The organism is Paenibacillus sp. BIHB 4019 (assembly GCF_002741035.1).
Taxonomy (GTDB): domain Bacteria; phylum Bacillota; class Bacilli; order Paenibacillales; family Paenibacillaceae; genus Pristimantibacillus.
The window spans coordinates 1152169-1166074 of the sequence record NZ_CP016808.1 but is presented as its reverse complement, the minus strand read 5'-3'; the positions used below and the strand labels follow the sequence as shown (position 1 = coordinate 1166074).

The following is a 13906-nucleotide window of genomic DNA, read 5'->3' as shown; positions in this document are numbered from 1 at the left end:
GAGCATCATGAAAAGACGCATATTTGTCATTACCTTCATATGCATGGCGCTGCTGCTTGGACAGCTGGGCCAGCTTGGAGCAGCAACAGCAAGCGCAGCAGAGGCACCGGGAACAGAGAGCTATGATATTCCATTCATTACAGCAGATACATCCATGTCGGGTGTGATGGCGACGCGCCAGGACTTTTTTCAAATACCGTCCTATTGGAATGTGAGCAGCGTCGTCGTCAATATGGACTATAAGGTGTCGCAGCTCGCCGATAAGGACCGTTCCAGCGTCACTTTGGCGATCAATGGCGTAGCCTTCTATTCGTTCCGCCCGGATCGCACAGTAGAGAAAAAGCAGCGCCTAAGCGTGACGATTCCTCGCGAGCTGCTGGCGGAAGGCACAAACACGCTGTCGACAGAAGGAAGCATTCAGACGATTATCAATGATCAAATCTGTTCGCCTGATGAGGAGCGGGACAATTGGCTCCAGCTATACAGCAGCTCCAGCGTGGATGTTCGTTATGTAAGCAAGCCGCTGGACGGCTCTATCCGCGATTTTAATGAGCGCTTTACAAGCCTCGACACGGTCAGCAAAAGCTTGAATACGATTGCAGTGCCGGCGCAGGCTTCCGCGAAAGAAATGGAAGCGGCCGTCTACGCGCTGTCTGGCTTTGCCAAGGCGAATACGCTTCAGGACAAGGCGATTCCGCTGCTTGCCTTCGATGATGAATATTATGCAGGCAAAAAGCTCGTTACGGCTGTTGCCTTGTATGACCAGCTTCCAAGCGGGCTGAAGACAGCTGTCGGCACACCGGATTTGAACGGTAAAGCGCTGATTCAGCTTGTGCGCCAAGGCGAGCAATGGGCGCTCGTTGTAACCGCGAAGGATGAGGCGCTGCTCGTGAAGGCAAGCCGCCTTGTGGCGAATCAGGCATTGATGAGCCAGCTGAGCTCCGACCGCAAAATCGTCGATGAGAGCACCGATGTCTCGACGCCTGTGGTCAACATTAGCCGCAATGTCGTTTTGACCGAATCAGGCGACGAGCTGAAGGGCCCGCGCCATCAGGAGAAAGCTTATTTTGTGTCGCTGCCAGCCAATCGTTCCATCGCTGACGCAAGCAAAATCAGTCTCGATTTCCGTTATGCGAAAAACTTGGATTTTGACCGTTCGATGGTGACGGTGCTCATCAACAATACGCCTATCGGCAGCAAGAAGCTGACGGAGGAGCTGGCAAATGGCGATTCGATTACATTGCCAATTCCGAAAAATCTGGACATTTCCGGCAACTTTTCCGTCGTTGTCGCCTTTGATCTAGAGCTGAAAAATGCCGTTTGCGTGCAAAATCAGAACCAAATGCCGTGGGCTTTCGTGACGAAGGATTCCATGCTGCAATTGAATACGAAGGATCGGACGGAGCTGTTGTTCAACAACTATCCGTATCCCTTTTTAAGGGATGGAGCATTTAACCAGGTAGCGGTCGTGCTGCCGCAGGAGCGCGATTCCTACACGTATCGTACGGTAGCCAACCTGTTTAATCTGCTCGGCCAATATGCAGAGGGCAACACAGGAGACGTTCTCTTTTATAATGATGATGTCGCTGCTGATGTTTTGAAGGCCCGCAACGTCATCGCGATTGGGACCTTCCAAAGCAACAAGGTCATTCGTGATCATAATGATGCGCTGTACTTCAAATATGATGCGAATGGCGCTGGCTTGCAGTCCAATGAGAAAATGAGCATCGACTCCGATTACGGCAAGCGTATCGGAACTTTGCAGCTAATTGATTCCCCGTATGAAGCGGGACATGGCTTGCTCGCCGTTACTGGGGCAGACTCGGAATATTATTATCTAGCCTCGAAGCTGGTCGCCAGCCAAGGAACGGTATGGAAGGTGTTCGGCGATGGCGTATCGACGGACAAGGACGGCAACATTAACGCATTTCGTTTCAAAAAAGAAGCCGAGCCCGAGCAAGCCTCCGTCATTAGCAATGCGATGGAACGCACCGATGTGCTCAGCTTCGTAATTGCAGCAGCACTTGTTATGGTGCTGGTGCTCGTATCGCTGATTTTCCTAGCTCGCAAATATCGCAGAAGACGGGGTGATCGCGATGAGGCGTAATCAGAGCAGTCTAATTTCCGACAGCGGCTTCCTGCTGCTCATCGTCGTCAGCTTCATTTGCATCGTATTTACAGCGGGAGATCCTGACCGTTATTTGCAAAATGTTATTTTTCTAAATGTCGCTTTCCTGATTGCGATCATTACGTATTTCACGAATGTAACGACAGGGCTCATTCTCAACATTGTGTTTATTTTTGGCTTCGGTACTTATACGCTGTATGGAACGCTTGTAGGGGGAGAGGCGGTCAGCAGCGGCAATTATTTCTGGCTCGTCATGACGCCGGTATTCACCTTGGTGACGTGGATGTTTACACTTGCAGGCAGACAGCTCCAAATCGAAAATGAACAGCTCAAGAAAACGAACAGCCGGCTGGCGACGATGGATGAAAATACGAATCTGCGCAACAGCCGCTCGTTCCAAAATGATGCCGCCGTCTTCATGGCGCTGTCTACCCGGTATCAAATTCCGCTCACACTGCTTGTTGTGAACGTGAAATATTGGGATGAGCTGCGGCGGATGGTCAGCGAGGAACGGATGACGGAAGCGATCTTCGAGCTTTCGCAGATGAGCCAGACGAGCATTCGGACGAATGATTCGATTTATATGCTGAGCAAGGATAATCCGACTTGGGGGCTGCTGCTGTTTACAGACCGCCAAGGGGCAAATATTGTCATTGAGCGCTTGCGGCATAAAATCCAGGAGTTTAATTCCGCCGAGTTTTCGCATAAATACAAGGTAGAGCTGAGCCTGAAAATCGGAGCGCTGCAATATGAGCCGGAAGCAATCCCGACGCCGCTTGATTTCATCGTGCAGGCGCGGAAGCAGCTGGAGTATGATGTGTAAGCTAGAAGGATAATGGGAAGACAACTGCCGATTGGATAGCAATCAGGCGGATAGAAAGTTATAGAGAACCCCTTGATTCCAAGGGGTTCTTTTTTTTGCTGGTGATTGAACCTGAATTACGAAAGCCCATAAGAACAAGTATTTAATGAAGAATATTTTGGAATTTAATCCATTTATGGACGTGTAAACATCGAAAGGAATAGCGAATGTCGAAAAAAATATGAATTGGCGACCGCTGCTATTCTACCAGAGATCAGGGCGATTTTTTATATTTTTATGAGGCTATGCTTTCGTAATTCAGGTTTATCTCTTTTTCCATTTGTTTCTTAGAGGGTACCTAGATAGTAACGTTTAATGAACACAATTCATACAACATAATCAAAATAATTACATTGTAGTAAGTTCACAGATTAGACGAATGTTAGTAGTGTATTTTTCCAATTTCATGTTAAAATATTAAAAATTGAGTTAATTTCCAAATATTATAATGAATGGAGTGTCGGCCGCTTGAAAAAAATAATTAGTCTTGTTCTAACAATCTCATTATTCTTCGTAGCTGCAACATCTGCAATTGGTGCAGAATCAAGTAAAACCCAACTCAATATTGCTCCCCAAATTCCAACTGAAGGTATAACAAAAGGGTATCTAATTGAATTTTCGAACTCATTTACAAACGAATATCTCATAGAAAACCCAGAGTTTGCAGATACTCTAGAAGAGCTAAAGAAACTATTGAAAACGTCGGAAACTGATGTAAAATTAATTGAACAACAATTAATTCAAACTGAAGCAATGAGAAAACTTGCTGTGAAACTTGGAGACACTGAAACAGCTACTCTCTCAGTAATGAGTACCCCAGAAAGCCAGGAACAATTTAATAGAATTGATGCCCTTGCCCAAGAATATTACGAACAATATAAATTAACTGGTATTTTACCCGAAACTGAATTTAACTCCTCAGAAGCAGCAGTACTAGCTGGTTCTAATTCCTCAGAATTGTTTGTGCTAGCTGCCTCTGACAGAGAATGGGGGAATGATGGTGTTTATAGTATAAATACCGGTGATGCTGTGGTCGCACTTTCCACTGTTGGTATCGTTGAAACCGAGGCAAGATTAGCAGCTAGACTTGTTACCCTTGGAGCCCTTTCAGCTATAGATGGTCCACTACCAGTTGCAGATTTGATTTGTTTAGTTGTAGGAATTTCTCTACTGTGGCATTATACCGCGACAAAAGTCAGTACTCACAGCACTGTAATATCCAATCAAATTGGAACATATTACAACAGCACAGCCAAAGCGAATGCTTCGAGAGTAGCTATAGGGGCTGCAACAATAACGGCTCAAATTAGGCAAGGGTACAACCATTTTGTAGCATTTAGAAACAACGTAAGACCGGGGGGATATTATTAGGAAATCAAATGACTTTTGCTGTGGCATCAGATCATCTTAAAGCTAGTGGTGATGTATGGTCTATACAGAGATCTTCAGCTCAAACGCTAGCAGCAAATATATCATTTGGTACCAAACCAGATGAAGACAACCCTGGTCATACATCCAATGGGATGATTATGAATCGTCCTCACTTTCACGCAACTGTACTAGGTGTACGAACTGGTGGTCACTCCTTTTGGTAATAACTACGTTAATAAAAAATTTCAAACCCAGTGCTAGAGTTGCGCACTGGGTTCACTCATTGGAGGTGGAATGAACTTTGTGTTTTTTTCTACATATAGCAACAAATGATGAAATACCCTCAAGCACATTAACTCATTACCAACAAAAACATGATATCTATATAGACCAAATTAATGAATATCTCAATGTTACTGTACCTCAACATTATTACCTCATACACAGACAGTGTTCTTGTGACTTTATTAGAGAGAATAATAACAGTTATAATGAACTCTCTATATTATTTAAAGGTCTTTCCAAGCCATTTGATATTATCTTACTAGATGCAACTGTAACTCCAGATACTAATACGCATCTTAGTGAGGTTGTTACAAGTAGAAAGATAACAGAATCAGTAAGTCTGAATGATTTTTTGATTAATTACCCAACTAAACTAACTGTTTCAAAAATTTATACAATCATTTAATCAGAGCCTATCCCATTCTAATGTATCCTCCCTTTCGTATGATGAGATCAACCATTTTTATCTGGTTGGTCCTTTTTGTTCTAATATAATTTTTCATAATACTTCCTATTATGGATGCGAAATCATCGAAAAGAATAGCGAATGTCGGAAAAAATAGAACATCCCCTTCCCGCATAGAGTGGATGTTGTTCAGACAAACACCATTTTACTAAAGATCAGGGCGTTTTTATGTTTTTATGTTTTTATGAGGCTATGCTTTCGTAATTCAGGTTTAAGCTAAATTCAAGATCAATTTAAGTTAAATTTAAAATAAAATGTCGAATATTAAGGAGGATTGTAAATTTAGATGTTGAATAGATAAATATGGTAATAATCTTTCTGGTTGATTTTAGGAGGGGATAACGGGTGCTTACAGGCAGACTCCATATGGCACAGGCAGAGGAGAAGCATCATTCATTTCTATATCGTGTTTATGCGAGTACCCGCGAGGAAGAAGTAGAAGCATGGGGCTGGGAGGAATCGTTTCAGCAGGCCTTTCTGCGCATGCAATATGATTTGCAGAAGCGCTCCTATGAGGTGCAGTATCCGGATGCGGAGAACTATATCTTAATGAAGGATGACTTCCAAATCGGGGTTTGCATGCTTGTTCGCAAGGCGGATAAAATGATACTCGTTAATGTGGCGCTGCTGCCGGCTTTCCGCAATTCCGGTTACGGCACGTATTTGCTGCAGGAGCTTCAGGAAGAAGCCGCTGGGAATAAGCAGTCTATTCAACTGCATGTAATGCAGGGCAATGAGGCGCTCCGTTTGTATGAAAGGCTAGGGTTCTATAAGGTAGAGGAGCAGGGCATGCATATGTTGATGGAATGGAAGCCATAGAACCTTCTAAGACAGGACAGGCCTCGGCTCGCCTATTGTTTTTCAGCAGCTTTATATGATCAATCGGAGGGGATTATAAAATGAGCGAGGCTTTTATTGGTGAAATTCGCATGTTCGCTGGTAATTATGCTCCACAGGGCTGGGCGAGATGTGAAGGCCAATTATTATCTATATCAGAGAATGAAGCGTTATTTATTCTACTAGGGACTACCTACGGTGGTGACGGTATGTCGACCTTTGGACTACCGGACTTGAGAGGGAGGGTTCCCATTCATAAAGCGAGCAATTATCCCTTAGGCATGAAGGCAGGAACAGAAATTGTCACACTCTTAACTAATCAGTTACCTACCCACACTCACCTACCCAAAGCAGTCCAAACTATGGGCAGTGCCTCTTCTCCCCAAAATAATACCTGGGCGAAAGCAGCCGTATATTCCACAGGTCTTGATAGCAGCAACAATCCACTTCCACAGGCTCCTATGAATAACAACAATCTTTCTTCCTTCGGTGGCAGTCAGCCCCATAACAATATGATGCCTTCCTTGACCGTTTCTTTTATTATTGCGCTTTTCGGGATCTATCCACCCCAGTCTTAATTGTTATATAGATTTCATTCTTTTTATATAGGAGGTTGAAAATGGATCCATTTGTTGGCGAAATTAGAGTGTTCCCATTTGGTTTTACACCGAAGGGCTGGGCTCCATGCAATGGGCAATTATTGCAGATATCAACAAACACAGCGTTGTTCGCCATTCTTGGCACATATTATGGCGGGAATGGAAGGGATAATTTTGCGCTTCCGGATTTACAAGGACGGGTTCCCGTTCATGTCGGAAAGAATATTCCACTTGGTAGTATGGCAGGGGTAGCCAATCATACTTTAACGGTAAACGAGATGCCGATGCATACGCACCAGCTCGCTGCCTCCTCGGAAACGGCTGATCAAATATCTCCAGCGGGGAATGCTTGGGCAGACACACCTTATACGCCTTATGCGCCTCCTTCTGCGAACGTCACTATGAATGCAGGCGCTATCGCCAATGCAGGTGGCAGCCAGCCGCATAACAATATGCAGCCATTTTTGGCGCTGAATTTTTGTATCGCTATTACAGGAATATACCCACCAAGAGGTTAAAGGAGGCAGCCTTATCATATGGATGCATTTACAGGGGAAATACGCATTTTTGCGGGGAATTATCCACCAAATAATTGGGCGTTGTGCAATGGAGCTATACTGCAGATTCAATCCAATTCTGTTCTGTACTCTATTCTTGGCACGCAATATGGCGGAAATGGATCGACAACCTTTGCTTTGCCTAATTTAATGGAGATGGCTCCATTGGGACAAGGAGCAGGTCCCGGGCTTACGCCAACAACGGTAGGCGAGCAGGGTGGAGACGCTCAAGTAACGCTTCTCTCTACTGAAATTCCTGCCCATACACATGCTGCTAACGGAATTGCGGCGGAGCAAAACTCCGATGATCCAGCCAATCATTATTGGGCGGAGACGAAGGCATCAGGGCGGCCAGCCGTTCAGCGGCCGCTATATAAAGCAGCAAATAATACGCAAATGAATCCACTAGCGCTTACGCCAGCAGGCGGCAGCCAGCCGCATAACAATATGCAGCCGTATTTGGCAATGAATTTCATAATATGCATTAATGGAGAATATCCTCGAAGAGGATAGGGGTAGCGCAGGCTGACTGAGATGAGAAAGTGGAGGAAGTCTCTCTTTTGAAAAAAGAGGGCAATTATTTGTGGCGGGTGCAGGTGATCTCGGCAGATGCGGGATAGAGCACCCGCTTTTTGAGTGGAAGGGTGTAGTTTGTAAAAAATGTAAAGATTTCTATTAGAACAAGGGGAGATGCGGTAATGAGGCATCAATTAGCGGGGCAGAACAATAGCAAAGTCACGATGAAGCGAGGAGAATTTGGCAGCCCGGTCAAGCGAGCTGCTGTGCTGCTGCTTGTGCTTGCTATTATGTTTAATCTGCTTCCGGCAAGTCTGAATGCAGCTGCGGGGACAGCAGACGGCACTTATAATTTTGGCGATAGCTTAGGGGCAGCTAATTCTGGTGGAACGGGATTCATGAAGCAGGGAGATAAGTTTGTCGTTACGAATGGTTTTGCAAAGGACGGAACTTCCTTATGGTCGGAGCATTTGCAGACTGGGAATACGACGGGCGAGCTCGTTATTAAAGCGGAAGGGCAGACCGTGCTGAACAGCTTTACCTTTAAAAATTTAGGTATCAGCGCATATTCAGACTTGGTGAACCCTAGTCTTGATCTGCTTACGGTTACTTTAAAGGATACTGTAGGTGCAGTGGTTGCTACGCACTCGAACGCAGGTCCACTTAACTTGCATGAGGGCGGAGTCAACAAAAAATTTCAAATTTCAACTTTATTGGGCAATGGAACCTCGTACAACTACTCGAATGTTGCTTCTGTAACGCTTCAGTGGCGTTTTTCAAGTGCTCTTGCGCCATCCAATTTGAATATTGATGACATCACGCTGACGAATATGATCAGCCCTATACCTCAAGATACACCGACATTTAACCCAGCAGCGGGAGCAGTGGCATTTGGCACGGAGCTATCTATTATTTCGGCCGGAGCCGAGCATATTTACTACACGACAGATGGCAGTACGCCAGCGACAGCGGTAGGCGGTTCGACGTTAGAGTATAATGCGTCAGCGAAGCCGGCCATTAACGCAGCGATGACGGTGAAGGCGATTGCCACGAAGACAGGCAAACTGAATAGTGCTGTAGGCAGCGCTAGCTATACACAAGCTGCGACAGCGAATTTGACGGGCCTCGCGCTCAGCGGCAGCCCAAGTGGTTTTGTGTTTGCGGGCGGCACGTATGCGTATAACGGCGTGACGGTAGGCAATGGTGTTGCGAGTGTAACAGTGACACCTAGCGGAGCAGGGATGCTAACCGTAGATGGGACGACGGTAGCAAGCGGAACAGCTTCGGCGGCGATTACGCTTACGCCGGGAGTGGAACGCACGATTACCGTTGTGGCAACGGAAACGGGAAAAAGTGCAAAAACGTATGTGATCAAAGTGACGCGCGAGCAGGAAACGCAGGCAACTCCGACGTTTAATCCAGCAGCGGGAGCGGTGGCATTCGGTACGGAGCTAGAGATTATATCGTCTGGAGCCGATCACATTTACTACACGACGGACGGAAGCACGCCAGGGGCAGCGGTAGGCGGCTCGACGCTTGCGTATAATGCAGCAGCGAAGCCGACGATTAGCGGAGCAGTGACCGTGAAGGCGATTGCCACGAAGGCGGGCAATTTGAACAGTGCTGTAGGTAGCGCTAGCTATACGCAGGCAGCGACAGCGAATTTGACGGGCCTCGCGCTCAGCGGCAGTCCAAGTGGTTTTGTGTTTGCTGGCGGCACGTACGCGTATAACGGCGTAACGGTAGTGAATGGTGTGACGAGTATAACAGTGACACCTAGCGGAGCAGGGACGCTGACCGTCGATGGAACGCCGGTAGCAAGCGGAACAGCTTCGGCGGCGATTACGCTTACGCCGGGAGTGGAACGCACGATTACCGTTGTGGCAACGGAAACGGGAAAAAGTGCAAAAACGTATGTGATCAAAGTGACGCGCGAGCAGGTAGCGCAGGAGACGCCGACGTTCAATCCAGTAGCAGGAGCGGTGGCATTCGGTACGGAGCTAGAGATTATATCGTCTGGAGCCGATCACATTTACTACACGACGGACGGAAGCACGCCAGCGGCAGCGGTGGGAGGCTCGACGCTAGAGTATAATGCGTCAGCGAAGCCATACATCCATGCAGCAATGACGGTGAAGGCGATTGCCACGAAGACAGATAATCTGAATAGTGCTGTAGGCAGCGCCAGCTATACGCAGGCAGCTACAGCGAATTTAACGGGCCTCGCGCTCAGCGGCAGTCCAAGTGGTTTTGTTTTTGCAGGTGGTACGTACACGTATAACGGCGTGACGGTAGTGAATGGTGTGACGAGTATAACAGTGACACCTAGCGGAGCAGGGACGCTGACCGTCGATGGAACGCCGGTAGCAAGCGGAACAGCTTCGGCGGCGATTACGCTTACGCCGGGAGTGGAACGCACGATTACCGTAGTAGCAACGGAGACGGGGAAAAGTGCAAAAACGTACATCATTAAAGTGACGCGCGAGCAGGTAGCACAGGAGACGCCAACGTTTAATCCAGTGGCGGGAGCCGTGGCATTCGGTACACAGTTGGAAATTATATCGTCTGGAGCCGATCACATCTACTATACGGTAGATGGAAGTACGCCAGCGGCAGCGGTAGGCGGCTCGACGCATGAGTACAATGCAGCAGCAAAGCCAACGATTAGTGCTGCGATGACGGTGAAGGCAATTGCGACGAAGGCCGATCATTTCAACAGTGTGGTTGCGAGCGCGAGCTATACGCAGGCCGCGACAGCGAATTTGACGGACGTTGAGCTAAGTGGAACGCCGAGCGGTTTTGTTTTTGTAGGCGGGACGTATGCGTATAACAGCGTGACGGTAGACAATAGCGTCGCGAGCATAACGGTAACACCAAGCGGAGCAGGAACGCTGACCGTGGATGGAACGCCAGTAGCAAGTGGAGCAGCCTCAGCGGCGATTGCATTGACGCCGGGAGTGGAACGCACAATTACTGTAGTGGCGACGGAAACGGGAAAAAGTGCAAAAACGTACATCATCAAAGTGAAGCGCGAGCAGGTAGCGCAGGAAACGCCGACGTTCAATCCAGCAGCTGGAGCAGTCGCTTTCGGTACAGAGCTTACGATTTTGTCAGCGGGAGCCGATCACATCTACTACACGACAGACGGAAGTACGCCAGCGACGGCTGTAGGCGGCTCAACGCTGGAATATAATGCGGCAGCAAAGCCAGTTATTAATACAGTGCTGACGGTGAAGGCGATTGCGACGAAGACAGACAATCTGGACAGTGCGGTTGCGAGCGTGAGCTACACGCAGGCGGCGACAGCGAATTTGACCGACATTGAGCTAAGTGGAACGCCAAGCGGTTTTGTTTTTGCAGGCGGGACGTATGCGTATAACGGCGTAACGGTAGACAATAGCGTCGCGAGCATAACGGTAACACCAAGCGGAGCAGGAACGCTGACCGTGGATGGAACGCCGATAGGGAGTGGAGCAGCCTCAGCGGCGATTGCATTGACGCCGGGAGTGGAACGCACGATTACCGTAGTGGCAACGGAGACGGGAAAAAGTGCAAAAACGTATGTGATTAAAGTGACGCGCGAGCAGGTAGCGCAGGAAACGCCGACGTTTAATCCAGCAGAGGGAGCGGTGGCCTTCGGTACGGAGCTAGAGATTGTATCGATCGGAGCCGATCACATTTACTACACGACGGATGGAAGCACGCCAGCGACGGCTGTAGGCGGCTCGACACTGGAATATAATGCAGCAGCGAAGCCGACGATTAGTGCAGCAGTGACAGTAAAGGCGATTGCGACGAAGACAGACAATCTGGACAGTGCGGTTGCGAGCGCGAGCTATACACAGGCGGCAACAGCGAATTTGACGGACGTTGAGCTGACTGGTGCGCCAAGCGGATTTGTATTTGCAGGCGGGACGTATGTGTATAACGGCGTAACGGTAGACAATAGCATCGCGAGCGTAACGGTGACGCCAAGCGGAGCGGGCACACTGACCGTAGATGGAGCGACGGTAGCAAGTGGGGCAGCTTCAGCGGCGATTACGCTTACGCCGGGAGTAGAACGCACGATTACCGTAGTGGCAACGGAAACGGGAAAAAGTGCAAAAACGTATGTGATTAAAGTGACGCGCGAGAAAGTAGCGCAGGCAAAGCCGACATTCAATCCAGCAGCGGGAGCAGTCGCTTTTGGCACGGAGCTGGAGATTGTATCGGCTGGGGCTGACCACATCTACTACACGATAGACGGGAGTACGCCAGCGACAGCGGCAGGCGGTTCAACGTTGGAGTACAATGCAGCAGCGAAGCCAACGATTAGTGCAGCGATGACGGTGAAGGCGATTGCGACGAAAGCCGATTATTTCGACAGTGACGTCGAAAGCGTTAGTTATACGCAAGCAGAGGCAGCAGACCTCACTAATCTTTCCTTAAGCGGCAGTCCAAGCGGTTTTGTGTTTGCCAGTGGTACGTATGATTATATTGGATTGACAGTCCCGTATAACGTCTCCACGTTAACCGTGACGCCAAGCGGAGCCGGAACCATTAAAGTGGATGGCGCGACGGTAACAAGCGGAGTCGCATCTGCCCCAATTAGTCTGAATGCTGGCGTAGAGCAGACTGTATTGATTGTTGTAGAAGAAGCAGGAAAACTTTCTAGAACCTATACGGTGAAGGTGACGCGCTTAAATATTCATGTGCCTGGCGTACCTACTGCTGTCACAGCTACCCATGGCAATGCACAGGCAATCGTTAGTTTTACTGCTCCTGCCGATAACGGAGGTAGTGCGGTGAAAGGGTATGAAGTAACAGCGATGCCAGGAAACATTACGGCCTCTGGCATTAGCAGCCCAATAACGGTGACGGGTCTCACGAACGGAACGAGTTATACGTTCACCGTAAAAGCACTCAATATTGCGGGCAGCAGTGCCCCGTCTGCTCCGTCTAATGCGGTAACACCGTCTGCTCCTTCGAGTGGTGGAGGCAGCAGTGGAGGCTCTAGCAATCCGAGTACGCCAACGACTAAAAGCGTGAATGTCCTTATAAACGGAATTGTGTATAACATAGGCTCGACTTCAACTGTGATGGTCAACAATCAAAGCGTAACGACATTGACCGTCAATCAAGCAGCGTTGAACAGCAGGCTTACGGACGAAACAAGCGGAGTTGTCGTTACGTTTCCAGTAGATATCCAATCGGGTGCGTTGATTGTGAAGCTCAATGGGGATAATGTGAAGATACTGGAGCAGAAACAAGCTCTTGTCAAAATTCAAACGGGAAGCGCCACTTATACGGTACCTATTGAGCAAATGACAGGCTCTTCTGATATACGAGAGCTTCTAAAGCAAACAGGGCTGGAACAATTGGAGTTTCAAATTGAGGTGGCAGCACTAACTCCAAGCAGGCTGCAGGAAGTGAAGGCAGCCGCTGCAAAGGGCGGCTTCGAGCTTATTGGAGAGCCGTTTGAATTTACCGTCAAGGTTGTCAATGGGACGACACGACAGGAGATTGCAAAATTTAATACTTATGTAGAACGAGAAATAGCAATTCCGAATACAATTGATCCACAGCGAATTACAACAGCGATCGTGGTCGAGGCAGATGGCAGCATCCGCCATGTTCCAACAAAAATCGTACAGGTGAATGGAAGTTATTGGGCGAAAATATTCAGCCTTACTAACAGCACTTACGCTTTAGTCTGGAATCCAGTCAAGTTCCAAGATGCTGCTGGACATTGGGCGGAGCAAGCCATTAATGATATGGGCTCGCGTATGGTCATCAGCGGTGTAGGCGGCGATCGTTTTAATCCGAATGCGCCCATTACCCGTGCTGAATTTGCGGCTATTATCGTAAGGGGGCTGGGGTTGAAGCTGGAGACCGGGGCTTCCGGATTCTCTGATGTGCAGGCCAGCGCTTGGTATAATCAGGCGATTCAAACGGCTGTTGCCTACAAGCTGATTAATGGCTTTGAAGACGGAACCTTCCGGCCCAATGAGCCAATAACCCGCGAACAAGCGACGGTCATTATCGCCAAAGCAATGGCCATCACTGGACTGAAAACAGGATTGCCAGCGGGAAATGCCGATGATATATTACGGCCTTATGCCGATGCGAATGAAGCGGCAGCATGGGCAAGAAGCAGCCTTGCAGACAGCTTGCAGGGCGGAATTATTTCAGGGCGGTCGGGTGCGCAGCTGGCCCCTAAAGCTTTTATTACCAGAGCGGAAATTGCAGTGATGGTGCAGAGGCTGCTTGCTAATTCGAAACTGGTTTAAAAGCTCAAAGCATGAA

Annotated in this window: 8 protein-coding genes; all 8 read left to right on the top strand. The window is 48.2% G+C overall.

Going from position 1 to position 13906, the window contains the following annotated elements:
* The first annotated feature begins 7 nt into the window (after positions 1 to 7).
* The 8 genes from BBD42_RS04930 (at position 8) to BBD42_RS04895 (ending at position 13890) form a co-directional block, all read left to right on the top strand.
* Positions 8 to 2107 carry a cellulose biosynthesis cyclic di-GMP-binding regulatory protein BcsB gene (locus BBD42_RS04930; RefSeq protein WP_099517248.1) on the top strand — a complete coding sequence of 700 codons (2100 nt, stop codon included), beginning with the start codon at positions 8 to 10 and terminating at the stop codon, positions 2105 to 2107.
* On the top strand, positions 2097 to 2951 hold the full coding sequence (locus BBD42_RS04925; RefSeq protein ID WP_099517247.1) for a diguanylate cyclase domain-containing protein: 855 nt from the start codon (positions 2097 to 2099) through the stop codon (positions 2949 to 2951). The genes BBD42_RS04930 and BBD42_RS04925 overlap by 11 nt, the downstream gene beginning before the upstream one ends.
* A 507-nt stretch (positions 2952 to 3458) precedes the next feature.
* Positions 3459 to 4361 carry a hypothetical protein gene (locus BBD42_RS04920; RefSeq protein ID WP_099517246.1) on the top strand — a complete coding sequence of 301 codons (903 nt, stop codon included), beginning with the start codon at positions 3459 to 3461 and terminating at the stop codon, positions 4359 to 4361.
* A 1096-nt stretch (positions 4362 to 5457) separates the two neighbouring features.
* Positions 5458 to 5931 carry a GNAT family N-acetyltransferase gene (locus BBD42_RS04915; protein ID WP_099517245.1) on the top strand — a complete coding sequence of 158 codons (474 nt, stop codon included), beginning with the start codon at positions 5458 to 5460 and terminating at the stop codon, positions 5929 to 5931.
* A gap of 80 nt (positions 5932 to 6011) precedes the next feature.
* Complete coding sequence (locus BBD42_RS04910; RefSeq protein ID WP_099517244.1) at positions 6012 to 6527, top strand: phage tail protein; 516 nt, start codon at positions 6012 to 6014, stop codon at positions 6525 to 6527.
* Positions 6528 to 6568: 41 nt separating this feature from the next.
* A complete protein-coding gene (locus tag BBD42_RS04905; RefSeq protein WP_099517243.1) occupies positions 6569 to 7066 on the top strand; it encodes a phage tail protein in 498 nt (165 codons plus the stop codon).
* Between the two features lie 18 nt (positions 7067 to 7084).
* Positions 7085 to 7618 carry a phage tail protein gene (locus BBD42_RS04900; protein ID WP_099517242.1) on the top strand — a complete coding sequence of 178 codons (534 nt, stop codon included), beginning with the start codon at positions 7085 to 7087 and terminating at the stop codon, positions 7616 to 7618.
* Between the two features lie 185 nt (positions 7619 to 7803).
* Positions 7804 to 13890, top strand: coding sequence for a cadherin-like beta sandwich domain-containing protein (locus BBD42_RS04895; protein WP_099517241.1), 6087 nt, complete (start codon positions 7804 to 7806; stop codon positions 13888 to 13890).
* Positions 13891 to 13906 lie beyond the last annotated feature (16 nt).

Coding starts and splice junctions, on each gene's coding strand:
- BBD42_RS04930 (WP_099517248.1), top strand. CDS start 8: ATGAAAAGACGCATATTTGTCATTACCTTCATATGCATGGCGCTGCTG.
- BBD42_RS04925 (WP_099517247.1), top strand. CDS start 2,097: ATGAGGCGTAATCAGAGCAGTCTAATTTCCGACAGCGGCTTCCTGCTG.
- BBD42_RS04910 (WP_099517244.1), top strand. CDS start 6,012: ATGAGCGAGGCTTTTATTGGTGAAATTCGCATGTTCGCTGGTAATTAT.
- BBD42_RS04905 (WP_099517243.1), top strand. CDS start 6,569: ATGGATCCATTTGTTGGCGAAATTAGAGTGTTCCCATTTGGTTTTACA.
- BBD42_RS04900 (WP_099517242.1), top strand. CDS start 7,085: ATGGATGCATTTACAGGGGAAATACGCATTTTTGCGGGGAATTATCCA.
- BBD42_RS04895 (WP_099517241.1), top strand. CDS start 7,804: ATGAGGCATCAATTAGCGGGGCAGAACAATAGCAAAGTCACGATGAAG.